Here is a 20,844-nt window from a genome sequence, read left to right as displayed (position 1 = left end):
ATTGCCTTTCGTCAAGGGTTCTTCGACCGATCGAAAGTCGGGTTTGGTGCCTAGGGGTGGTTCAATACGAGTCCACCGCGTGGAACAGCGCCGCGATTTGCGCCTGCTCGATTTCGTCGAGATCGGGATGCCAGATGTCGAAAATCAGGACCAAGCGGTCGGTCTGCGAGTGGTTCCAGGCTTCATGTTCGATCGTGTCGTCGAAAACCATCAGCTTACCCTTCTCCCAAACTCGCGTGACCGAACCCACCCGAAGGGCCCCGTCACCCGGCACGACCAGTGGGAGGTGGCATATGAGACGCGGGTTCAGCATCCCGGTATGCGGGGGAATGTGCGCACCCGCCTTCAGGAGGGAGAACATGATCGTCGGTGCGCGCTTGGGTATCCGGCACTGGGGAGCGAAGTCGGTAATCGCACCAAACGTGTGCGGGCAAAGCTTCACCCGGTCCGCGATCGGCTTCTCCGAATCGATAAGATCGAAGGTGCTCCAATCGTCATTCTCGAGCAGACCGTGCGAATTGCCCTGTGGGCGGTCTTTGGTGCGCTTCATGTAAGCCGCGAAAGTTTCACCGCCGTCCATGAGGGTTTTCGCTTCCGAGACGATCTGCTCGGTATAGGCTTCGAGTTCTTCTACCCAGGACCAGCCAGCGGTATCGTAATATTCCGCATAGGGCAGATCGGGATAGAAATAGGTCGTCGGCATCCGGAGATATTGCTCGCCGGTGTTTTCGCGCTGAAGCTGGCCGGTCATGATCGCGATACTCTTCGCGAATCTGGGATGCCATTCCGATTGCGGGAAGCCTTGCCGTTCGAGCGAGGCGTGGAGATGGCGCACATAGCCCTGCTCGATGTCCTGCAAGCGCCGCAAGGCTCTTTGCGCTGTGGGCCGATCATAGGGCGCGCCTGCTTCGGCCTGTTTCAAGGCGGCGGTATAGTAAGCGGAAGCGGCCCGATGATCGCCAGCGTCGAGGCGAGCATCGCCCTCGGCGACGAGGCTGGCGAAATCCGGCGCTGCCTGGGTCATCCGTAAAGCAGGTGCGGCGCGATTGTCTGGCGCCATACAGTTTCGTCGGCATCGGCAAGGCTTTCCAGGTCGCCGGGTTCGGCTTCGCTGTCATCCACCCATTCGCGCAAACTCGGCCCGCCGTTGATCACGTCGATCGCGAGTCGCTCTAGCTCGTACTCATAGGGAAAATCGCGCCACAGATCGTAGTCCGGATAGAGGTTGCGGATCGCCTTGAAGGCCAGCGCTTGAAGCCGCCACGGTCGGAACTCGTGATGATCGTAGAACGGGCCTTCCGCGTGGATCATCAGTGCGTTGCAGAGCTTCCCGGCGTGCTTGTGGAATGTCGGCTCGAACCAGCACTCGCGCAAAGCGCAGCCCCGAAGCCATGCAGGAGCAAGTCGCTCCATCTCTTTCATAACGCCGCCTGCATCGACATCGGGCGCGCCGAACAGCACTTCGAGCGGCCGGGTCGTCCCGCGACCCTCGCTCAGTGTCGTTCCCTCCAGCATGACGGTACCGGCATAGGCCCGCGCCATATTGACGCTGGCGGCATTCGGGCTCGGATTGATCCATACCCGGTCTTCCGGCCAGCCAAAGCCGGCCGCATGACCGGGCTTCCAGCCGACCATCTCAATCACCTTGTAATCGAGATCGAGGTCGAAATGCGTTTTGAACCAGTGGCCCATTTCGCCCATCGTCATGCCGTGGCGCATCGGCATGGGCGCCGCGCCGACGAAGCTCTCTTGTCCAGGAACCAGTAGCGTGCCTTCCACTGGGCCGCCAGCGGGATTGGGGCGGTCGAGCACCCAGACCGATTTGCCCGCTTTCGCCGCTTCTTCCATCAGGTAGAGCAGGGTCGTAACGAAGGTATAGATGCGGCAACCGAGATCCTGAAGGTCGAACAGGAACACGTCCGCTGTCGACATCATTTGTCCGGTCGGTCGGCGGACTTCGCCATAGAGGCTGAAGATCGGGATGTTGTGGCGGGGATCGGTCTCGTCCGCCGTCTCGACCATATTGTCCTGCTTGTCGCCCTTCAGCCCGTGCTGCGGTCCGAAAGCCGAGGTGACGTTGACCCCGCGTTCGATCAGCGCGTCGAGCGAATGGTGCAGTTGCGCGGTGACCGAAGCAGGATGCGCCACCAGCGATACGCGTTTGCCCTCGAGCGGGGCGCGCAGTTCATCTTCGGTCAGAAGGCGGTCGATGCCGAATTTCATGGCGCGGTGGGTGCCGCAAGCTTGCCTGTGAAGCAAGCCGGTTCATGGAAATCCGGTGCATCGCCCGCATGGCAGAGCGCCCAATAACTTTTCGTGCCGCCCTGTTCCTCAATGACGCAGGTCATCGCGTAGTCGCAATCGACCGACGGTATGGCATCGGCGGGGATGGCCGCATCGAAGATGGCGAAGCTGCTGCCGGGCCGCATGGTGCAATCGGGCCCGCGAGCCATGGGGAGTTCTCGCATGCCCTTTCGAGGCGCGTCGAAAGCGTAAGCATTCCAGCGCTCCGACGGGGACAGGTTATATTCGCGATAAGACGTGCCGCCTCTGGGCTTCACAAACATCTCGAAGCAGGTGGTCTGCCATAGGCCGTCCGCACGGCCGCGCCCCGCACACTTCGGTACGACAAGTTTTTGCACGCCCTCGACGCGCCACCGGACACGCAGCCAATTGGCATCGCGTCCGATGATCCGAGCCGTAACGGCGCTTACGCTCGCCGGAGGACAGGCCGGATGGGGCACCAGTTCATGCGTTTGCACGGGCGTTCTTACCTGCTAGCGCGCGCTCCATCATGAGCAGCTTTTCCTCCGACCTCCTGCGCACGCTCGAAGAGCGCGGCTACATCCACCAGATCACCAATGGCGAGGCGCTGGACGCGCTGGCCGCCGAGGACATTGTGCCGGGCTATATCGGCTTCGATGCCACCGCGCCATCGCTGCACGTCGGAAGCCTGGTCCAGATCATGATGCTGCGCCGGTTGCAGCAGGCCGGGCACAAGCCGATCGTCGTGATGGGCGGCGGCACGACCAAGGTGGGCGATCCCAGCGGCAAAGACGAGAGCCGCAAGATGCTGACCGATGCCGATATCGACGCGAACATCGCCGGCATCCGCAAGGTCTTCGAGCGCCTGCTGACTTTCGGTGATGGGCCGACCGACGCCGTGATGGTCAACAATGACGAGTGGTTGAGCGAGCTCGGCTATATCGAGCTTTTGCGCGATATCGGCCCGCATTTCACCGTCAATCGCATGCTGACCTTCGATTCGGTCAAGCTGCGGCTCGACCGCGAGCAGCCGCTGACCTTCCTCGAATTCAACTACATGATCCTGCAGGCCTACGATTTCCGCGAGCTGGCGCAACGCTATGGCTGTCGGTTGCAGATGGGCGGCAGCGACCAGTGGGGCAATATCGTAAACGGCATGGAGCTTGCTCGCCGCATGGACGGCAGCGAGCTGTTCGGCCTGACGACGCCGCTGCTCACCACCGCTGACGGGTCGAAGATGGGGAAGACCGCAGCAGGTGCCGTTTGGCTCAACGAGGACCAGCTTCCGAGCTACGCCTTCTGGCAGTTCTGGCGCAATGTCGACGACCGCGATGTCGGGCGCTTTCTACGGCTGTTCACCGATCTTCCGCTGGACGAAATCGCCAGACTGGAAGCACTGGTGGGCGCGGAAATCAATCAGGCGAAGACGGTGCTGGCCAATGAGGTCACCGCACTAGTTCGCGGACGCGAGGCAGCCGACGTTGCGGCGCAGACCGCGAGCGATACCTTCGCGGGTGGCGGATCGGGCGAGGACTTGCCCACGCTTTCGGTCGGCAGCGACGGCATGCGGATCGGTGCTGCGCTAACTGCGCTCGGTTTCACGGCCTCGAATGGCGAGGCCAAGCGCAAGCTCGCGGAAGGTGCGGTCAAGCTGGATGGCGCGGTCGTCGACGATCCCGGTTTTCTGGTAAACGTTGACACTGAATCTGAAATCAAGCTCAGCCTGGGCAAGAAGAAACACGCGATTTTGCGGCGCTGATCGCGGCGCTCGCCGCCTTGCGAGCGCCAATTCCTTCGGGCGGGTTTACCAAATATCAGCCTTTCCGGGTGCATACCGATTGCGATCAATTTTTCGGAGGGATCGCAACAGATGAGTGCCGGAGCACAATTGAGCGTAACCGACCAGCGGCGCATGGCGCGCCACCCGGTCGATCACCCCGTCATCGCCGAGCACTTCGGCAAGGGTGATCTGCGCCTCCACATCGCCAATATCTCGGCAAACGGCTTCATGGTCGACAATGCCGACGGGCTCAGCCGTGGCGAGCGGGTCATCATCCGCCTGCCCGTAATCGGACGGATCGAATCCTACGTCATCTGGACCCGCGACAATCGCGCCGGGTTCCAGTTCGAGCGGATCATCCGGATGGACGATTTCCTCGCCCTGATCGACGAGCTTCAGCCGAACCCGCGCCTGCGCAAACTGCGCTGACCGCCAAGATCTGATTCTGACACGCAAAGCAGGCGCGTCTTCCCATCGGGAGGCGCGCCTGCCATGCGTCTGGCGTGAGCCAGACCGACACCGCAATCACCCCCGATAGCTCGCCCTTCCGGATCGCGAATTTCCGCGCCTACTGGCTGTCGCGCCTGAGCATGACGCTGGCGCAATATGCGATGATGCTGATCATCGGATGGCAGACCTACAATATCGCCCGCGATGCCGGGATGAGCGTGGCGGAGTCCTCCGGCCAACTCGCGCTGATCGGCCTGCTGCAATTTCTCCCGCTGTTCGTACTGACACCCTTTTCGGGCTGGGCGGCCGATCATTTCGACCGGCGCAACATCGCGCGGCTGACGATGCTGGCCCAGTTGGGATGTGCAGCGGCGTTGGCTTTCCTGACGTGGCACGGAGACCTGTCGCTCGCTTGGCTCTATGGTGTCGCCATCGTCCTCGGTGTGGTGCGCGCCTTCAATGGGCCCGCCCTGTCGGCGCTGGCCCCGAACCTCGTGCCCAAGACCATTCTCCCGAATGCCATCGCCTTGTCGAGCATCGCGTGGCAGGTCGGCATGATCGTGGGCCCGGCCATCGGCGGATATACCTATGCGATCCTCCCTGCCCTGCCCTATCTCGTGGCCGCCGGATTGTTCGCCGTGTCGATCACGGCGATTTCCTTCATCGGCAAGGTCCCGCAACCCCCGCGCGAGGCGAACAAGCGACCGATCCACCAGATGGTTGAAGGCCTGCGCTATGTCGTACGCAATAAGATGGTGCTCGGCGCGATCACGCTGGACCTGTTCGCGGTGTTTCTGGCCGGGGCGACTGCGCTGTTCCCGGTCTATGCGCGCGACATCCTTGAGGTCGGCGAGACGGGCCTTGCCCAGCTCGCCATGGCTCCCGCCGTCGGCGCTGCCTTGACCGCGCTGCTGTTTTCCTTCCGCCCGCTGAAGACCAATGTCGGGCCGAAGATGCTGTGGGCCGTCGCGATCTTCGGTGTGGCGACCATCGTTTTCGGCCTGTCGACCTATATGCCGCTCAGCCTCGCCATGCTGTTCATCGTCGGCGCAGCGGACATGTTCAGCGTCTACATCCGCCAGTCGCTGATCCAGCTGCACACTCCGGACGACAAGCGCGGCCGGGTCTCCTCGGTCAGCCTGCTGACAATCAGCGCCTCTAACGAGTTCGGAGATTTCTTTTCGGGGTCGCTCGCATTTGTGTTCGGCCCGGTGATCGCCGTGGTCGGCGGAGGCGCCGGTGCCATCGTCACGGTGGCGCTATGGAGCAAGCTGTTCCCGGTTCTGCGGACAACCCGGACCTTTGACCCGCCTGAAGAATTGCTAGAACCGACACCGGAAGAAAAACTCAAGGAGCAGATGCCATGAAAGCCGACTCCATTCTCGACACCATCGGGCGCACACCGCACGTCCGCCTCTCCCGCCTGTTCCCCGACCACGAGGTCTGGGTGAAAAGCGAGCGGAACAATCCCGGCGGTTCCATCAAGGACCGCATCGGCCTCGCCATGATCGAGGATGCCGAAAAGACCGGCAAGCTCAAGCCGGGCGGCACCATCGTGGAGCCGACCAGCGGCAATACCGGCATCGGCCTGGCGATGACCGCCGCGGTCAAGGGCTACAAGCTGGTCCTCGTGATGCCCGAAAGCATGAGCATCGAGCGGCGTCGCCTGATGTTGGCCTATGGCGCGACCTTCGACCTCACGCCGAAGGAAAAGGGCATGAAAGGCGCGATCGAACGCGCGCAGGAGCTGGTCGCCGAAACCGACGGTGCCTGGATGCCGAGCCAGTTCGACAACGAGAGTAACTGGAAAGTCCATGCCCGCACGACCGCGCAGGAAATTCTCGAGGATTTTGCAGACAATCCCATCGATGTGATGATCACAGGCGTCGGCACAGGAGGCCACCTCACTGGCTGTGCGGAAGTGCTCAAGGAGAAGTGGAGCGGTTTCAAGGCCTACGCCGTCGAGCCTGCCCAGTCCCCGGTTATCAGCGGAGGCCAGCCCGGCCCCCACCCCATCCAGGGCATCGGCGCGGGCTTCGTGCCCGACAATCTTCACACGCAATCGATTGATGGCTCCATCCAGGTCGATGCCGAGGCCGCCAAGGAGATGGCCCGGCAATGCGCGGCGAAGGAAGGCATGCTGGTCGGCATTTCGAGCGGCGCGACGCTTGCAGCGATCGCCAAGAAACTGCCCGACCTGCCCGCTGGCAGCCGCGTGATGGGATTCAATTACGACACGGGCGAGCGCTATCTCTCGGTGCCGGACTTCCTGCCCGAATGAGCGAACTCCAGCGTATCGACTACGGCGATAACGGCACGCCGCTCGTCGCTCTGCACGGCAAGCCTGCGGGACAAGCACGGGCGGCAGTGGCGGTCTTCCCGACCTTCATGAACTCCACGCCCGGCGTCGAAGCCAAAGCCCGGGCGCTGGTGGATGAGGCCTACGAAGTGCTGATCGGCGATTTCTACGGACCCGAAGCACCCTCAACGCCTGACGAAGCCTTCGTCGCACTCGAGAAACTGCGCGGCGATCCGCCCGCCATGCGCCAGCGGCTGCGTGCGACGCTCGATCTGTCACGCGAATTGGCACCGCACGGGCCGCATTTGGCGATCGGGTTTTGCCTCGGCGGAATGGCCGTTCTCGAGATGGCGCGCGACGGGCAGGACCTGCTTGCAGTAGCGAGTTTCCATGGCCTGCTCGACACGCGACTTCCGGCTCAGGACCGTCCGAAGGCGCGCATGCTCGTTTGCCATGGCGATCGGGACGAACTGGTGCCACGCTCGCATGTCATGGCCTTCTGGGAAGAGATGGACCAGGTCGGGGCCGACTGGCACTTCCACAGCTATGCCAATGTCGGGCATGGCTTCACCGCCAAGGTCGGCCTCGACGGCTCGCCCAATCCGGCCTTCAATGCCAGCGCCGATCGGCAAAGTTGGCAGGCGATGCTCGGCCTGTTCGATGAGGTGCTCTCCAACCCGCGGACCTGACGCCTAACCAATCAGGCATTTGGTCTCACAACAAAACAAAAGGGGGCACCGAAACGCCCCCTTTTCTACCAAAGACCGTCCGCGCCTCAGGCAGCGGTAGCGAAAGCTTCTTCGCCCAGCGCCATCATGCTTTCCGAACCGCTTTCCAGCTTGCGGCGCAGCGCACCGGCATCGGGCAGGAAGCGGTCCATGTAATAGCGCGCACTGGCGAGTTTGGCTTCGTAAAACGCCTTGTCATCGCTGCCACTGGCCAGAGCGGCCGCCGCAGTCTTCGCCATGCGAAGCCACATCCACCCGAGCGAGACTATGCCCATGATGTGCATGTAGTGATGCGCACCCGCGCCGAGGTGGTTGGGGTTTTGCATCGCGTTCTGTATGAACCACATCGTCGCAGCCTGCTGCTGGCCGAGTGCCTTCTCGAGCGCTTCGGCCATGGGTGCGAGAGCCTGGTCCTCCTTGGCCGCGGCGATATCTTCACCGACGACCTTGAAGAACGCCTGGATCGCGGCGCCGCCTTTCTGGGCGAGCTTGCGACCGCAAAGGTCCATCGCTTGCACGCCATTCGTGCCTTCGTAGATCTGGGCGATGCGGGCATCGCGCACGAACTGGCTCATCCCCCATTCTTCGATATAGCCGTGGCCGCCGAAAACCTGCTGCATATTGGTCGCGACTTCATAGCCCTTGTCGGTGCCGTAACCCTTGATGACCGGCGTCAGCAGGCCGATCATCATATCGGCTTCCTCGCGCTCTTCCTCGGTCTGCGCCTTGTGCGTCAGATCGACCTGCAGCGCTCCCCACAGGCACAGCATGCGCATGCCTTCGGTGAAGGTCTTTGCATCCATCAGCATACGGCGCACGTCGGGGTGGACGAAAATGGGGTCGGCCTGCGCATCGGGATCAGCCGGACCGGTCAGCGCACGGCCCTGACGACGGTCGAGCGCGTAAGCAACGGCGTTCTGGTAAGACACCTCGGCCTGGCTCAGGCCCTGGATGCCCACGCCCAGACGAGCCGCATTCATCATGATGAACATCGCGGCGAGGCCCTTGTTCTCTTCGCCGACGAGCCAGCCCTTGGCGCCGTCATAGTTCAGCACGCAGGTCGAGTTGGCGTGAATGCCCATCTTGTGCTCGATCGAACCGCACATCACGCCATTGCGCTCGCCCAACGTACCGTCTTCGTTGACGATGAACTTGGGCACCACGAACAGCGAAATGCCCTTCGTGCTATCGGGCGCGCCGGGAAGCTTCGCGAGGACGAGGTGAATGATGTTCTCGCTCATGTCGTGTTCGCCGGCCGAGATGAAGATCTTGGTGCCGGTGATGGCATAGCTGCCGTCGGACTGCGGCTCCGCCTTGGTGCGGATCATGCCGAGGTCGGTGCCGCAATGCGGCTCGGTCAGGTTCATGGTGCCGGTCCATTCGCCGGACACCATCTTCGGCAGGTACTTTTCCTTCTGTTCCTGCGTACCCTTGGCGATCAAGGCCGAGATCGCGCCATTGGTGAGGCCGGGATACATGCCAAAGGCCTGGTTTGCGCTGGAAATGAACTCTTCCATTGCGAAGCCGAGAACATGCGGCATGCCTTGTCCGCCGAATTCTTCGGGATGGGACAGTGTGCCCCACCCTGCTTCGTTGAAAAGGTCGAACGCTTCCTTGAAGCCCTTGGGCGTGGTGACGGAGCCGTCTTCGTTCCTGGTGCAGCCTTCTTGGTCGCCCGACTGGTTGAGCGGTGCGAGCACCTCGGCACAAAATTTCCCGCCTTCGTTGATTACAGCATCGGTCACGTCTGCGCTCGCCATCTCGAAACCGGGCAAATTGCCATAGCTGCCGAGGTCGAGGACTTCGTTCACGATGAAGCGCGTGTCGCGGGTCGGGGCGGAATAGATGGGCATCTGCGTGTCCTTGCTTGAAGTGAAATTGGGTAATCGGCCCTTAGGTCAATCGAGGTCGAGCGACTCGATCTGGTCGATGAAATCGGTCAGTTCGTTGATCGAGCTGTCGATGTCGTCGCGCTGCTCCTTGAGCTTGGCGACATGGGTCTTGCACTTTTCTACCGTGACGCGGCGCTGTTCGACCCGCCCGTCGCCGAGATCGTACAAATCGATCATCTCGCGAATTTCGGTGAGCGAGAAACCGACGTTCTTCGCCCGCATGATCCAGGCGAGCCGTGCACGGTCGCGTTTCGAATAGATGCGAGTCAGGCCGACGCGTGACGGCGCGATCAAGCCTTCGTCTTCGTAAAAGCGCAGGGCGCGGGCGGTACAGCCGAACTCGCTGGTCAGATCCGAGATCGAGAACTGCTCACGGTCGAAGGCATCCGGGCGTTCGAGGTGCGCGCCGGCGTGCCGCCGGTCGCCTTCGCTGCGCGGAGCATCTTTGGGAAGCGGCTGGTTCATGCCAACTTCCCTACCCAACGTTTACGTAAGCGTCAAGTCTTGACGGGTTGGAGAGTTCGCCCCTCCACCACCCTGTAGAAGCAGCTACGAGCGCCAGTGTGACAGGTCGGCCCGACGGGGCTGCAGTGGAGGACAAATGCATCCTGGTCGCAATCCACCTGGATTTCATCGACCTTCAGGATATTGCCGGAGGTCTCGCCCTTCTTCCAGAGGGTGTCGCGGGAACGAGAGTAAAAATGCGCCTCGCCGCTTTCCAGCGTCGCTTCGAGGGCTTCGGCGTTCATGAAGGCGACCATCAGGACGTCCTTGGTCGCCAAATCCAACACCACGGCGCTCAGCAGGCCGCGATCGTCGTATTTTGGATTGAGGGTGCGACTGGTTTCACGCTGATCGCTGTCGGACACGCGGCTGGACCTTTCCGGCTTGTAAAAATGCGACGGGCTTGTTGCACGATAACCACAAATGCGTTTCAAAATCGAGCAGCTTTCAAAATGCCTGTTCCATCGGGTGCGCGCATGGTGAACATTCCTCACGTGGATCGCGACGATCCGCCAAACCGGAGCATCGGTGCCGCTAGAGCGCCAGGTTCATGGGGGTCCCGGATCCGCTGCCGCGTTGAGGGTTTTCGCGGCGCATCCGGAAACGATGAGGGATGGACCGAGGTGCCTGCTGGGGGGCAGCACCGCCGTCGAAAGACCGGTCCGGTAATATTCGTCACGTGGCGCCCGGGTTCGCAAGGACCCGGGCGTTTCGTTTAGGCGGCGCGCCTCGACAGGTCTTTCGCCTCTTCCAGGACCCGTGCAAAACAGGCGATCCGAACGGTCCTGGCGCCGGCACGCTTCAGGACCTTCACGCAAGTCGAAGAGGTCGCCCCGCTCGTCAGAACGTCATCCACCAGCAGGACGTCTGCCCCATCGAGCTGCGGTTTCATCTTGGGATTGAGTGCGATAGCCCCGGCGAGGACCTTCTTGCGCGCCTTCGCCCCCAGTCCGCCGAGCGATGGCGTAGGTCTCGTCCGTACCAGCGCATCGACAACAAGCTTACCATGCCCGAGCTGCTCTAGTTGGCGCCCGAGCAGCGCTGCCTGGTTGTATCCCCTTTGCCAAAGGCGCTGACGATGAAGCGGCACCGGCACGATGATCCGAACCTTTCCAGCCTCGATTTCAGGGATGCGCGCAGCGATCAGGCGCGCCAACATCGGGGCGAGCGCTATCCGGCGCCCATGCTTTAGCGCGAGCATCAGCTTTCTCGCCGTCTCGCCGTAGAGCGTTCCTGCCGAAATCCCGTCATGAACCGGGGGATCGGCGTGACACGGCGCGCAAATCGCCCCGTGCTGCGGGCCATTCTCGCCAAACGGGCGTTGGCACAGGCGGCAGTTCGGCTCCGAGGGGATGACCAACTCAACCCAACAGGCGTGGCAAAGGCCGCCCTGTTCGCCCACACTCTCGCCACATGCCGGACACCGCGGCGGGTAGATGAAGTCCACCACCGGCGCGAGGCTTTCGGCGAGGAAGCGTCTTGTCGACATCGAAACGTGATGCCCGTCTTGCGCGCCTCCCGCAAGCACGGCAGGGCACGCGTCATGGCCAGCACGCCCCCGCCCCGCATCTTCTCGCGCCGCCGCCGCATCGCCGGATTGCGTCGCGCGCGGGTTCGCCAATCGCAGCGCGATGCCGCGCGCTATATCCTGCACGACATGGTCGAGGATGTGCTCGAGCGGCTCGAATTCATGCGCCTGTCCCCGGCACGCGCTCTGGTGATCGGTGACTGGACCGGCACGCTCGCGCTGTCGCTTCGTGGGCTCGGCGTCGAGGTCGAGGAGGCCGACGTCGCAACGCTGGACGAGGAGCAGCCCCTGCCCGGCGGTCCCTACGACCTCATAGTTTCACTAGCCTCGCTCGACCGCGTGAACGATCTGCCGGGTGCGCTCCTCCATCTTCGCAGCGCGCTGAATGATGGCGGCATCCTGATCGCCAGCGTGGTCGGGGCCGGAAGCCTCGCCGCTCTGCGGACCGCCATGATCGCCAGCGAGCCGGACCGGCCGGCGGCCCGGATGCATCCGCTGATCGACAACGCTGCGGCCTCCGCCTTGCTCCAGCGCGCGCTGTTCCGGCGGCAGGTGGTCGATGGACGCTCGCTGAGCGTGTCCTATGGCAACCTCGACCGCTTGGTCTCCGACCTGCGCGACCAGGGTCTCGGCAGTTCGCTTGCCAGTCCGGCACCGCCGCTGGGCAAGGCGGCACTGGAGCGAGCGCGGGCCGCCTTCCTGCGCTCCGCCAATGCCAAGGGCCGCGTCGTCGAAACCTTCGAGATTCTGACGCTAACCGGCTGGAAGGACTAGCGAAGGCTCGCCTGCGCTGCTGCGAGGCGCGCAATTGGCACGCGGTAGGGTGAGGCACTGACGTAGTCGAGACCGGTCTTCTCGCAGAACGCGATGCTGGCGGGATCGCCGCCATGTTCGCCGCAAATGCCGAGCTTCAGCCCATCGCGTGTCGTCCGCCCACGCTCGCTCGCCAGTTCGACCAGCTGGCCGACGCCGTCGATGTCGAGGCTAACGAAGGGATCGCGTGCGAAGATGCCCTTGTCGACATAGGTCGTCAGGAAGCGGCCCGCATCGTCGCGGCTGACCCCGAGTGTCGTCTGAGTGAGGTCGTTAGTGCCGAAGCTGAAGAATTCGGCGGATTCTGCGATGTCGCCCGCCATCAGGGCGGCGCGAGGTAGCTCGATCATGGTGCCGACCAGATAGTCGACCGTGCAGCCCTTATCCGAGAACACCTGTTGCGCGGCGCGGTCCACCACGTCCTTGAGCAGTTCCAGCTCGCGCTTCGTAGCGACTAGCGGGATCATCACCTCGGGCACCGGCGCCTCGCCGCTAGCCTTCGCCACTTCGCACGCCGCTTCGAAGATCGCGCGGGCCTGCATCTCGTAGATTTCGGGATAGGTGATCCCGAGGCGGCAGCCGCGATGGCCGAGCATCGGGTTGAACTCGTGCAGCTCGTTCGCACGGCGGCGCAGCTTGTCGATGCCGACGCCGGTCGCCCCGGCCAGCTCCTCGAACTCCGTGTCGCCATGCGGCAGGAACTCGTGCAGCGGCGGGTCCAGCAGGCGGATCGTGCAGGGGAGCCCTGCCATCACCTCGAAGATCTTGACGAAGTCGCCGCGTTGTTCGGGCAGCAGCTTGTCGAGCGCAGCGCGGCGGCCAGACTCGTTCTCGGCCAGGATCATCTCGCGCACGGCGCTGATCCGACCGGCATCGAAGAACATGTGCTCCGTCCGGCAAAGACCGATGCCTTCCGCACCGAACTGGCGCGCCATCTTGCACTCCGTTTCGGTCTCGGCATTGGTTCGCACGCGCATGCGGCGGTGCTTGTCGGCCCATTCCATCAGTGTGCCGAAGTCGCCAGCGAGCTCCGGTTCGATGGTCGCCACCTCGCCCGCCATAACCTGGCCGTTGCCGCCGTCGATGGTGATGACATCGCCTTCGGAAAGCTCGCGATTACCGATAGTTAGCATGCGCTCTTTCCCTTTTTCTGAGCGAGCGATCGCAACCTGCGATGCGCCCGAAACACAGGGCCGCCCCATGCCGCGTGCCACGACAGCAGCGTGACTTGTCATCCCGCCGCGCGCCGTGAGGATCCCGGTCGCGGCATGCATTCCGTGAATGTCCTCCGGCGACGTTTCGACGCGCACGAGGATAACCTTCTCGCCGCGATTGGCCCACAGTTCCGCCGTGTCTGCATCGAGCACGATCTTGCCGCTCGCCGCGCCGGGGGAGGCCGGTAGACCGGTGGTCAGAACATCGCGCGGTGCATCGGGATCGAGCGTGGGATGGAGCAACTGGTCGAGCGCCATTGGGTCGACGCGCAGGATCGCGGTTTTCTCATCGATCAGCCCTTCGCCCACCATGTCGACCGCCATCTTGAGCGCGGCCTTGGCGGTGCGCTTGCCGTTGCGGGTCTGGAGCAGCCACAGCTTGCCCTGCTGAACGGTAAACTCGATGTCCTGCATGTCCTTGTAGTGCTTTTCGAGCAGCTCGAAGACATGGGCGAGTTCGCCGAACGCGTCGGGCATGGCTTCTTCCATACTCGGCTTGTCGGCTCCGGCGGCCTCGCGGCGCGCCTTGGTGAGATATTGCGGCGTGCGGATGCCGGCGACGACATCCTCGCCCTGCGCATTGACCAGCCATTCACCGTAATAGGCCTTCTCACCGGTCGAAGGGTCGCGAGTGAAGGCGACTCCGGTCGCGCTGGTATCGCCCATATTGCCGAACACCATGGCCTGCACATTGACGGCTGTCCCCATGTCGTGCGGAATGTCGTTAAGGCGGCGGTAGATCTTGGCGCGCTCGGTATCCCAGCTGTCGAACACGGCACTGATCGCGCCCCACAGCTGCTCGATGGGGTCCTGCGGGAACGGCGTGCCGAGTTCCTGCTCCACGATGCTCTTGTACTCGGCGACGAGTGTCTTCCACTCGTCCGCGCTCAGCTCGGTGTCGGCGTAATAGCCCGCGTCTTCCTTGGCGATCTCGAGCGCTTCCTCGAACAGGCCGTGGTCGACGCCGAGCACGACATCGCCATACATCTGGATGAAGCGGCGGTAGCTGTCCCAGGCGAAGCGTTCATCGCCACTAGTCTTGGCGAGGCCCTGCACCGTCTCGTCGTTGAGGCCGAGATTGAGGACGGTATCCATCATACCGGGCATCGAGACGGCCGCGCCGGAGCGGACCGAGACGAGCAGCGGGTCAGCGGCATCGCCGAAGCTTTTGCCAACGGTGCGCTCGACATGCTTCAGCGCCTCGGCGACGTCCTCACGCAGCTTCGTCGAGAAATCGCTGCCGCCCGCCAGGTACTTCAGACATTCCTCGGTCGCGATGGTGAAACCGGGAGGGACCGGCAAGCCGATACTGGCCATTTCGGCAAGGTTGGCACCCTTGCCGCCGGTGACCGTCTTGTCCTTCTGCCGCGCATTCGTATGCGGCGCATCGCCGCCGAAGGTGAAGACTGTTTCGTTCATGTTACCGCCCGTCAAACTGAGACATGGACCGCATGTTACACAGTCCATTGGGGAAAATGTTCATCCCTCGATACGAGAGAAATCCGCGACTTTGTGCACTGCAGCACGAAAAGCTGCAAGCAGGTCGAGCCGGTGTGCTCGCTTGTTTTCTTCATCCGCATTTACCGTCACTTCTTCGAAGAAACGGTCGATCGGACCGCGCAGACTGGCCAGCGCTGCCATCGCCGCGCCGAAGTCCTCCGCTGCAATGGCTCGCGAAGCAGCCGGTTCCGAAGTGTCGAGCGCATCCATCAGCGCCTTTTCGGCCGGCTCGGGCGTGTAGGAAAGCTCCCTCGCGTGACGCTCGGACATTTTCGCGTCGATCACCGCCTTCATGTCGGGATCGTCGACCAGCGCCAGCGGGTCTTCCTCGCCGGTGCGCGGTATTTCCCCTTCCGCGCCGTGCCAGTCTTCCTTCTTGAGAATATTGGCCGCGCGCTTGTATCCGGCGAGCAGGTTGGCGCCGTCTTCGGTTTCCATGAAAGACTGGAGCGCCTTCACGCGGGCGAGCAGGCGGACGAGATCGTCCTCTCCGCCGAGTGCGAAGACCGCATCGATGAGGTCATGGCGCACGCCTGCTTCGCGTTGCTGGACTTTGAGGCGGTCGGCGAAGAAATCGAGTAATGGACCGACGAACGACTGGTAAGCACCAAGGGTAAGAATCTCGAAGCCCTCGTCGTCGGACATTTCATCGCGCCAAGCACTAAGCCTTCGAATGTCGTCCAGGCTTGGGTCATCGGACTTATAATGATCTAATATGCGGTCACGGAAATCCTTGCTTATCCGATCCATTCGATAAGCAATGAATGGAGCACCCGCGTGCATAACGATGGGGAGAAGCTTTGCGCGGCTATCATTCTCTATCAGAGTTGAAATCACACCGAGGGCAGCGCGACGGAGAGCAAACGGATCTTTTGAGCCCGTGGGTCGATCCTGATTGAAGAAGAACCCGACTAGCGTGTCCAGCTTGTCTGCCAAGCTCACCGCCACCGTCACCGGAGCAGTCGGCACTTCATCGCCCTGCCCGACCGGCTTGTAGTGATCGCGGATCGCGTCGGCGACAGCATCGGGCAGTCCCTCGGCGCGGGCGTAGTAGCCGCCCATCAGGCCCTGCAGCTCGGGAAATTCACCGACCATTTCGGTGACGAGGTCGGCCTTGGCGAGGCGTGCGGCCTGTTCGGCCATGTCGGCCAATTCCTCAACCGTTTGGGCTGAGCTTGTCGACGCCCCGTTCTTTACTTCTGGTCCAGTGTTCGAAGTGAAGGACGGCACTTCGACAGGCTCAGGGCGAACGGAAGTGGGTTTTACTATCCCTTCCTCGACCAACCACCTTGCTAGCTTGGACACACGCTCCACCTTGTCGGCGACGGTGCCCAGCTTCTCGTGGAAGGTGATGCGCTCAAGCCCCCTGGCGTGCTCGGCGAGGGTCTTCTTGCGGTCGACGTCCCAGAAGAAGCGCGCGTCGGACAGGCGCGCGGCGAGGACCTTGCGGTTGCCGTCGACCACCCGCGCGCCGCCGTCTTCCGCCTCGATATTGGCAGTGCAGATGAAGGCATTGGCGAGCTCGCCCTGCGCATCCTCGCAGACGAAATACTTCTGGTTCACTCGCGCGGTGAGCTGGATCGTCTCGGGCGGGACTTCGAGGAAATCCTCCTCGAACCGGCCGAGCAGCGGGACGGGCCATTCGGTGAGTCCGGCGTTCTCGATCACCAGTCCTTCGTCCTCGACCAGTTTGAGTCCGGCTTCACTCGCCACCTTGGCGGCGCCCGAGCGGATCATGTTCTGCCGTTCCTCGTGATCGACGATGACGTGACCGGCGCGCAGCTTCAGCGCGTAATCGTCCGCATTGCCTATGGTGATGTCGCCCGAGTGATGGAAGCGGTGGCCCAGCGTGACCGCACCGGAGGTTACGCCATGCACCTCGCATTCGACCACCTCGTCACCCAGCAGCGCGACGATGCCCGACAGCGGGCGGACCCAGCGAAGGCTCTCGGTGCTGATCGAGGCAGCCCCCCAGCGCATCGACTTGGGCCAGCTGAAGTCGCGGATGATCGCGGGAATTGCTTCGGCGAGCAGGTCCTTCGTCGCGCGGCCGGGAATATTCTTCACGGCGAAATAGGTCTCGCGGCCCTTCACCTCGCGGACTTCGAGGTCGCCTTTCTCGACCCCCGCCTTGCGGCAGAACCCGTCGAGCGCCTGATCGGGCGCGCCGACCGGAGGGCCTTTCAGCTCCTCGCTGACCGCTTCGGTCGCTTCCGGAAGCCCGCGCGAAATCAGTGCAAGGCGGCGCGGGGTCGACCAGACGGTGATCTCGCCAGCCTCGACACCGGCCGCTTCCATTTCGCGACGGAACAGCTTTTCGAGTTCGGCGCGCGCACCGGCCTGCATGCGGGCCGGAATTTCTTCGCTGCGCAGTTCGAGGAGGAAGTCGGAGCCGCTCATTTCGACCACTCCGGATATTTCTCGGCCCACGCGGGCGTTTCCTTTGCCATATGCGCCTCGCAGCTGCCACGCGCGAGATCGCGCACCCGGCCCATGTAGCTGGCGCGTTCCTGCACGCTGATCACGCCGCGTGCCTGCAGCAGGTTGAAAATGTGGCTGGCCTCGACCGCCTGCTCATACGCCGCGATGGGCACTTCATTGGCAAGCGCGTTCTTGCACTCCGCCTCGGCCTTGTTGAACAGGTCGAATAGCGCGTCGGTCTCGGCGACCTCGAAGTTCCATTTCGACATCTGCTTCTCGTTCTCGAGGAACACGTCGCCATACGAAACGCCCTGGCCGTTGAAGTCGAGATCGTAGACGTTGTCGACGCCCTGAATATACATGGCGAGACGTTCGAGCCCGTAGGTCAGCTCGCCCGCGACGGGCTTGCAGTCGACCCCCCCCATCTGCTGGAAATAGGTGAACTGGGTGACCTCCATCCCGTCGCACCAGACTTCCCAACCAAGGCCCCATGCGCCCAGCGTCGGGCTTTCCCAGTCGTCTTCAACGAAGCGGATGTCGTGCTTCAGCGGATCGATGCCGATGATGCGCAGGCTTTCGAGGTAGAGGCCCTGGATGTCGGGCGGGCTCGGCTTCAGGATCACCTGGTACTGGTAGTAATGCTGCAGCCGGTTCGGGTTCTCGCCATAGCGGCCATCGGTCGGCCGGCGGCAGGGCTGCACGAAAGCTGCATTCCACGGCTCCGGCCCCAGCGCGCGCAGGGTGGTGGCGGTGTGGAAGGTCCCCGCCCCCATGCGCATGTCGTAGGGCTGGAGAATCAGGCAACCATGCGCGCTCCAGAAATCGTGCAGCGCAAGGATCATGCCCTGGAAGGATTTACGCGGGTTTCGGTCCATGGAGCGGCGCAATGGCGCAAGGGCGAAAACGCGTCAATGCCGCAAGGCTCACGCAAAGCGAATGACAGGTCATCAAAACTTTTTGTCAGGTTTTGTTGACATGGTCAGTGAATCACGACATATAGTCAGCACAACCTGACACAACGGAAGGTTGACCTACCACTGGACCGAATATCCATCTGGAGATAACACATGAAAAAGACCGTACTGATTGCCGCCACCCTGGCCATCCTGCCTGCTCAGGTCATCGCGAGCGACATTCCTTCGATCGCCGTAGAGACGACCGATCTCGACCTCGCCTCGGCGAAAGACCAAAATCGCCTCGAAAGCCGGGTCGAACGTGCCATCCGCAAGGCCTGCGCCGACGGTGGCAAGGGGTTGACGGTGATGGCCGCGGAAAAGCAGTGCCGCGCCGAACTACGCGAGGCTGCAAATGTCGAAATCCGCCTCGCCATCGCCGCCGCCCGCGGAGATCGCTTCGCAGCCCTCGACGTCGATTCCGACGCCTGAGCGAAAACTTACCGCCGGGGCAGCGTGCCCTACGCGCCGCTCCGGCGACCTTGCGAAGAGAGTTCTCATGACCAACCCACCTAAGACCAAGCGCGATAAGCAAACCCGAAGCCACAATTTCGCGACGCTGGTCGACCTGCCTTCTTACGTCGCAGCTTTCTTCGCAGGCAATGCCTGGGCCCCTATCCGGGGGACTGCATGAATGGAGCAGATTGTATGAAGAACCGCCTCAAGGTCCTTCGCGCCGAACGCGATTGGAGCCAGGCCGAGCTCGGCATGCATCTCGACGTATCGCGCCAGGCCGTGAACGCGATCGAGACCGGCAAGCACGATCCTTCGCTTCCCCTCGCCTTCCGCATCGCCCGCCTTTTCAGCATGCCTATCGAGGAGATCTTCGATGACGAACTCAACTGACTTCGATGCTCCTGCAAGCGAGCAAGCTTCTCCGTTTCGCCGTTGGCTGGGCGTGGGTACGCTGGGGTTCATCCTCATCGCCCTGCTCGGTTTCGTCACCGGCGTGCTGATGTCCGCCGCCGAAAAGGGTGGGTTCTCGATGCGCGGCGGCATCCTTCTGGCGGTTGCGATCGTTTTGATCGCTTTATGCGCTTGGGGTATCGTCAGGCTCAAGCCGGCGTTTCTGACCAGCGAACCGCAATCGGCGAAAACCAGACGCGCGAATTGGGTGCTGGTCGCCTGCGGTGTACTCGGCGGCGTTATCGGGCTGACACTTTCCATTGCAGGCCTGGCCAACGGTGAGAACGGCGTCTTCAGCAACGGATCGCTTTCGCCGACCGTCGCGCTCATCGTCGTTGCCGCCATCGCGCTGCTCGTGCCGCTCCTGAGCTTCTATTGGTACGCCAATGCCGACGAGTTCGAGAAACGCGCTTCCGGCGATGGCGCCATTATCGCCATGTATGTCTATTCGATACTCGCACCATGCTGGTGGTTGCTCGAACGCGCCGCCCTGATCCCGCCGCAGGAACCGATGATCGTGTACCTGCTTGTCATTTCTGTCTGGGGCATCGTTTGGCTGTATCGCAAGGCCAACTGATAAGTTCCTTCACTTGAAAGATAATCGATATGAAAAACCTTCTTCTGGCCGCCGCCCCTATCGCGCTTATGCTTCAGGGCTGTGCCACCTATGCTGAAGAAACCGCCGTTGCCTCGACCCCCGTCGCACCTGTCGAACAGAGCACCGGCGAAGGCCCCGCGCTGTGGAAGGTCGCCGACGAGGATACGACCATCTACCTTTTCGGCACCGTCCATGCGCTGCCCGATGGCGTGGAATGGTACAAGGGTCCGATCGAAACCGCGCTCGATTCCGCCGATACCCTCGTGACCGAGATCCCCGCCGATGCGACCAGCGATCCCGCGTCGCAGCAAGCGATCGCGATGCAGGCCATGTTGCCGGAGGGCGAGACCCTTCGCAGTATCCTGGGTGAAGAACAGTCGGCGAAGTACGAAGCAGCGCTCACAGGATTCGGTCTCCCCGTGAACGCCTTCGACCGGTTCGAGCCGTGGTTCGCCGGCATGACCATGGCGGTGCTTCCGCTGCTTAAGAATGGCTGGACGGCCGAGAGCGGTGTCGAAAACGTGGTCGAGACTAGTGCGGGCGAGGCGGTGGCGCGCGATGCGCTGGAGACGGTCGAGTATCAGATCGGCGTATTCGACAATTTGCCACAGGACACACAGATCGAGTTTCTGATGAGCACGATCGATAACATCGATCAGCTCGTCCCCCTGATGGACGAGATGCTGGCCGAATGGGTCGCCGGCGATGCTGATGGCCTGGCCGAGCTTATGAACCGCAGCCTCACCGATCCCGCGCTTGCCAAGGCTTTGCTCTATGATCGCAACGCCAATTGGGCGGAGTGGATCGATGAGCGGATGGACACGCCCGGAACGGTGTTCATCGCCGTCGGCGCCGGTCACCTGGCGGGTGAAAAGAGCGTCCAGGATTACCTTGCCGGGCGCGACATAGCGGTCACCCGGATCCAGTAAGATGCTCCGCGCGGGGGCACCTGTGGCGTGCCCCTTGCGCGGTCCGGCAGTTTGGGCTGGAAGA

General features: G+C 62.5%; 20 protein-coding genes. 10 read left to right on the top strand and 10 right to left on the bottom strand.

Annotated features, from left to right (window positions below):
• Positions 1 to 61 precede the first annotated feature (61 nt).
• Genes ACSH0F_RS05775 through ACSH0F_RS05765 form a run of 3 tightly spaced genes read right to left on the bottom strand, consistent with a single transcriptional unit; the run spans position 62 to position 2,453 of the window.
• Positions 62 to 1,024 carry an aspartyl/asparaginyl beta-hydroxylase domain-containing protein gene (locus tag ACSH0F_RS05775; RefSeq protein ID WP_435200832.1) on the bottom strand — a complete coding sequence of 321 codons (963 nt, stop codon included), beginning with the start codon at positions 1,022 to 1,024 and terminating at the stop codon, positions 62 to 64.
• On the bottom strand, positions 1,021 to 2,223 hold the full coding sequence (locus ACSH0F_RS05770) for an exo-beta-N-acetylmuramidase NamZ family protein (RefSeq protein WP_435200830.1): 1,203 nt from the start codon (positions 2,221 to 2,223) through the stop codon (positions 1,021 to 1,023). The genes ACSH0F_RS05775 and ACSH0F_RS05770 overlap by 4 nt, the downstream gene beginning before the upstream one ends.
• Positions 2,220 to 2,453: a hypothetical protein gene (locus ACSH0F_RS05765; RefSeq protein WP_435200828.1), complete on the bottom strand. Its 234-nt coding sequence runs from the start codon at positions 2,451 to 2,453 to the stop codon at positions 2,220 to 2,222. The genes ACSH0F_RS05770 and ACSH0F_RS05765 overlap by 4 nt, the downstream gene beginning before the upstream one ends.
• A 341-nt stretch (positions 2,454 to 2,794) precedes the next feature.
• On the opposite strand from ACSH0F_RS05765, the gene tyrS reads away from it, so the two are divergent.
• The 5 genes from tyrS (at position 2,795) to ACSH0F_RS05740 (ending at position 7,483) form a co-directional block, all read left to right on the top strand.
• Positions 2,795 to 4,024: a tyrosine--tRNA ligase gene (gene tyrS / locus ACSH0F_RS05760; protein WP_435200826.1), complete on the top strand. Its 1,230-nt coding sequence runs from the start codon at positions 2,795 to 2,797 to the stop codon at positions 4,022 to 4,024.
• A gap of 111 nt (positions 4,025 to 4,135) precedes the next feature.
• Positions 4,136 to 4,474 carry a PilZ domain-containing protein gene (locus tag ACSH0F_RS05755; RefSeq protein WP_278328699.1) on the top strand — a complete coding sequence of 113 codons (339 nt, stop codon included), beginning with the start codon at positions 4,136 to 4,138 and terminating at the stop codon, positions 4,472 to 4,474.
• A 74-nt stretch (positions 4,475 to 4,548) separates the two neighbouring features.
• Positions 4,549 to 5,862, top strand: coding sequence for an MFS transporter (locus ACSH0F_RS05750; RefSeq protein WP_435200824.1), 1,314 nt, complete (start codon positions 4,549 to 4,551; stop codon positions 5,860 to 5,862).
• The gene (gene cysK / locus ACSH0F_RS05745) at positions 5,859 to 6,776 is read left to right on the top strand and encodes a cysteine synthase A (protein ID WP_435200822.1); all 918 of its coding nucleotides are present in this window, start codon (positions 5,859 to 5,861) and stop codon (positions 6,774 to 6,776) included. Before ACSH0F_RS05750 ends, cysK begins: the two co-directional genes overlap by 4 nt.
• Positions 6,773 to 7,483, top strand: coding sequence for a dienelactone hydrolase family protein (locus ACSH0F_RS05740; protein ID WP_435200820.1), 711 nt, complete (start codon positions 6,773 to 6,775; stop codon positions 7,481 to 7,483). The genes cysK and ACSH0F_RS05740 overlap by 4 nt, the downstream gene beginning before the upstream one ends.
• Before the next feature lie 86 nt (positions 7,484 to 7,569).
• On the opposite strand, the gene ACSH0F_RS05735 is transcribed toward ACSH0F_RS05740, so the two are convergent.
• From ACSH0F_RS05735 to ACSH0F_RS05720, 4 genes are all read right to left on the bottom strand, one after another.
• Positions 7,570 to 9,375, bottom strand: a complete 1,806-nt coding sequence (locus ACSH0F_RS05735; RefSeq protein ID WP_435200818.1) for an acyl-CoA dehydrogenase C-terminal domain-containing protein — start codon at positions 9,373 to 9,375, stop codon at positions 7,570 to 7,572.
• Positions 9,376 to 9,420: 45 nt separating this feature from the next.
• Entirely contained in the window at positions 9,421 to 9,879 is a 459-nt protein-coding gene (locus ACSH0F_RS05730) for a MerR family transcriptional regulator (RefSeq protein WP_435200816.1), read from the bottom strand.
• A 32-nt stretch (positions 9,880 to 9,911) separates the two neighbouring features.
• Entirely contained in the window at positions 9,912 to 10,283 is a 372-nt protein-coding gene (hisI, locus tag ACSH0F_RS05725) for a phosphoribosyl-AMP cyclohydrolase (RefSeq protein WP_435200814.1), read from the bottom strand.
• Positions 10,284 to 10,633: 350 nt separating this feature from the next.
• A complete protein-coding gene (locus ACSH0F_RS05720) occupies positions 10,634 to 11,407 on the bottom strand; it encodes a ComF family protein (protein ID WP_435200812.1) in 774 nt (257 codons plus the stop codon).
• Between the two features lie 54 nt (positions 11,408 to 11,461).
• On the opposite strand from ACSH0F_RS05720, the gene ACSH0F_RS05715 reads away from it, so the two are divergent.
• Positions 11,462 to 12,220 carry a class I SAM-dependent methyltransferase gene (locus ACSH0F_RS05715; RefSeq protein ID WP_435200810.1) on the top strand — a complete coding sequence of 253 codons (759 nt, stop codon included), beginning with the start codon at positions 11,462 to 11,464 and terminating at the stop codon, positions 12,218 to 12,220.
• On the opposite strand, the gene ppdK is transcribed toward ACSH0F_RS05715, so the two are convergent.
• Genes ppdK through ACSH0F_RS05700 form a run of 3 tightly spaced genes read right to left on the bottom strand, consistent with a single transcriptional unit; the run spans position 12,217 to position 18,269 of the window.
• The gene (gene ppdK / locus ACSH0F_RS05710; RefSeq protein WP_435200808.1) at positions 12,217 to 14,892 is read right to left on the bottom strand and encodes a pyruvate, phosphate dikinase; all 2,676 of its coding nucleotides are present in this window, start codon (positions 14,890 to 14,892) and stop codon (positions 12,217 to 12,219) included. The two genes, ACSH0F_RS05715 and ppdK, sit on opposite strands and share 4 nt — an antisense overlap.
• A gap of 60 nt (positions 14,893 to 14,952) precedes the next feature.
• Positions 14,953 to 17,373: a glycine--tRNA ligase subunit beta gene (gene glyS / locus ACSH0F_RS05705; protein ID WP_435200806.1), complete on the bottom strand. Its 2,421-nt coding sequence runs from the start codon at positions 17,371 to 17,373 to the stop codon at positions 14,953 to 14,955.
• Complete coding sequence (locus ACSH0F_RS05700) at positions 17,370 to 18,269, bottom strand: glycine--tRNA ligase subunit alpha (protein ID WP_435200804.1); 900 nt, start codon at positions 18,267 to 18,269, stop codon at positions 17,370 to 17,372. The genes glyS and ACSH0F_RS05700 overlap by 4 nt, the downstream gene beginning before the upstream one ends.
• A gap of 192 nt (positions 18,270 to 18,461) precedes the next feature.
• Between ACSH0F_RS05700 and ACSH0F_RS05695 the strand changes: the two genes are divergently transcribed.
• The 4 genes from ACSH0F_RS05695 to ACSH0F_RS05680 all read left to right on the top strand — a co-directional run bounded on the left by ACSH0F_RS05695 (position 18,462) and on the right by ACSH0F_RS05680 (position 20,780).
• Positions 18,462 to 18,779 (top strand): UrcA family protein, encoded by a 318-nt coding sequence (locus ACSH0F_RS05695; protein ID WP_435200802.1) that lies wholly within the window; start codon positions 18,462 to 18,464, stop codon positions 18,777 to 18,779.
• 216 nt (positions 18,780 to 18,995) lie between these two features.
• Positions 18,996 to 19,193, top strand: coding sequence for a helix-turn-helix transcriptional regulator (locus ACSH0F_RS05690; protein WP_435200800.1), 198 nt, complete (start codon positions 18,996 to 18,998; stop codon positions 19,191 to 19,193).
• Entirely contained in the window at positions 19,177 to 19,830 is a 654-nt protein-coding gene (locus ACSH0F_RS05685) for a hypothetical protein (RefSeq protein ID WP_435200798.1), read from the top strand. The genes ACSH0F_RS05690 and ACSH0F_RS05685 overlap by 17 nt, the downstream gene beginning before the upstream one ends.
• A gap of 29 nt (positions 19,831 to 19,859) precedes the next feature.
• On the top strand, positions 19,860 to 20,780 hold the full coding sequence (locus ACSH0F_RS05680; protein ID WP_435200796.1) for a TraB/GumN family protein: 921 nt from the start codon (positions 19,860 to 19,862) through the stop codon (positions 20,778 to 20,780).
• Positions 20,781 to 20,844: the final 64 nt, after the last annotated feature.

This window comes from Qipengyuania sp. 902 (assembly GCF_051195295.1).
Classification (GTDB): domain Bacteria; phylum Pseudomonadota; class Alphaproteobacteria; order Sphingomonadales; family Sphingomonadaceae; genus Qipengyuania.
Note: the sequence above shows the minus strand (reverse complement) of the source record. Positions and strands in the feature narration are given on the sequence as shown.

Excerpts from the sequence above, each read along its gene's own strand:
- glyS (WP_435200806.1), bottom strand. The coding sequence starts at position 17,373 with ATGAGCGGCTCCGACTTCCTCCTCGAACTGCGCAGCGAAGAAATTCCG.
- ACSH0F_RS05775 (WP_435200832.1), bottom strand. The coding sequence starts at position 1,024 with ATGACCCAGGCAGCGCCGGATTTCGCCAGCCTCGTCGCCGAGGGCGAT.
- ppdK (WP_435200808.1), bottom strand. The coding sequence starts at position 14,892 with ATGAACGAAACAGTCTTCACCTTCGGCGGCGATGCGCCGCATACGAAT.
- ACSH0F_RS05740 (WP_435200820.1), top strand. The coding sequence starts at position 6,773 with ATGAGCGAACTCCAGCGTATCGACTACGGCGATAACGGCACGCCGCTC.
- ACSH0F_RS05765 (WP_435200828.1), bottom strand. The coding sequence starts at position 2,453 with ATGGCTCGCGGGCCCGATTGCACCATGCGGCCCGGCAGCAGCTTCGCC.
- ACSH0F_RS05690 (WP_435200800.1), top strand. The coding sequence starts at position 18,996 with ATGAAGAACCGCCTCAAGGTCCTTCGCGCCGAACGCGATTGGAGCCAG.
- ACSH0F_RS05735 (WP_435200818.1), bottom strand. The coding sequence starts at position 9,375 with ATGCCCATCTATTCCGCCCCGACCCGCGACACGCGCTTCATCGTGAAC.
- cysK (WP_435200822.1), top strand. The coding sequence starts at position 5,859 with ATGAAAGCCGACTCCATTCTCGACACCATCGGGCGCACACCGCACGTC.
- ACSH0F_RS05720 (WP_435200812.1), bottom strand. The coding sequence starts at position 11,407 with ATGTCGACAAGACGCTTCCTCGCCGAAAGCCTCGCGCCGGTGGTGGAC.
- ACSH0F_RS05755 (WP_278328699.1), top strand. The coding sequence starts at position 4,136 with ATGAGTGCCGGAGCACAATTGAGCGTAACCGACCAGCGGCGCATGGCG.
- tyrS (WP_435200826.1), top strand. The coding sequence starts at position 2,795 with ATGAGCAGCTTTTCCTCCGACCTCCTGCGCACGCTCGAAGAGCGCGGC.
- ACSH0F_RS05700 (WP_435200804.1), bottom strand. The coding sequence starts at position 18,269 with ATGGACCGAAACCCGCGTAAATCCTTCCAGGGCATGATCCTTGCGCTG.
- ACSH0F_RS05685 (WP_435200798.1), top strand. The coding sequence starts at position 19,177 with ATGACGAACTCAACTGACTTCGATGCTCCTGCAAGCGAGCAAGCTTCT.
- ACSH0F_RS05730 (WP_435200816.1), bottom strand. The coding sequence starts at position 9,879 with ATGAACCAGCCGCTTCCCAAAGATGCTCCGCGCAGCGAAGGCGACCGG.
- ACSH0F_RS05680 (WP_435200796.1), top strand. The coding sequence starts at position 19,860 with ATGAAAAACCTTCTTCTGGCCGCCGCCCCTATCGCGCTTATGCTTCAG.
- ACSH0F_RS05770 (WP_435200830.1), bottom strand. The coding sequence starts at position 2,223 with ATGAAATTCGGCATCGACCGCCTTCTGACCGAAGATGAACTGCGCGCC.
- ACSH0F_RS05715 (WP_435200810.1), top strand. The coding sequence starts at position 11,462 with ATGGCCAGCACGCCCCCGCCCCGCATCTTCTCGCGCCGCCGCCGCATC.
- ACSH0F_RS05695 (WP_435200802.1), top strand. The coding sequence starts at position 18,462 with ATGAAAAAGACCGTACTGATTGCCGCCACCCTGGCCATCCTGCCTGCT.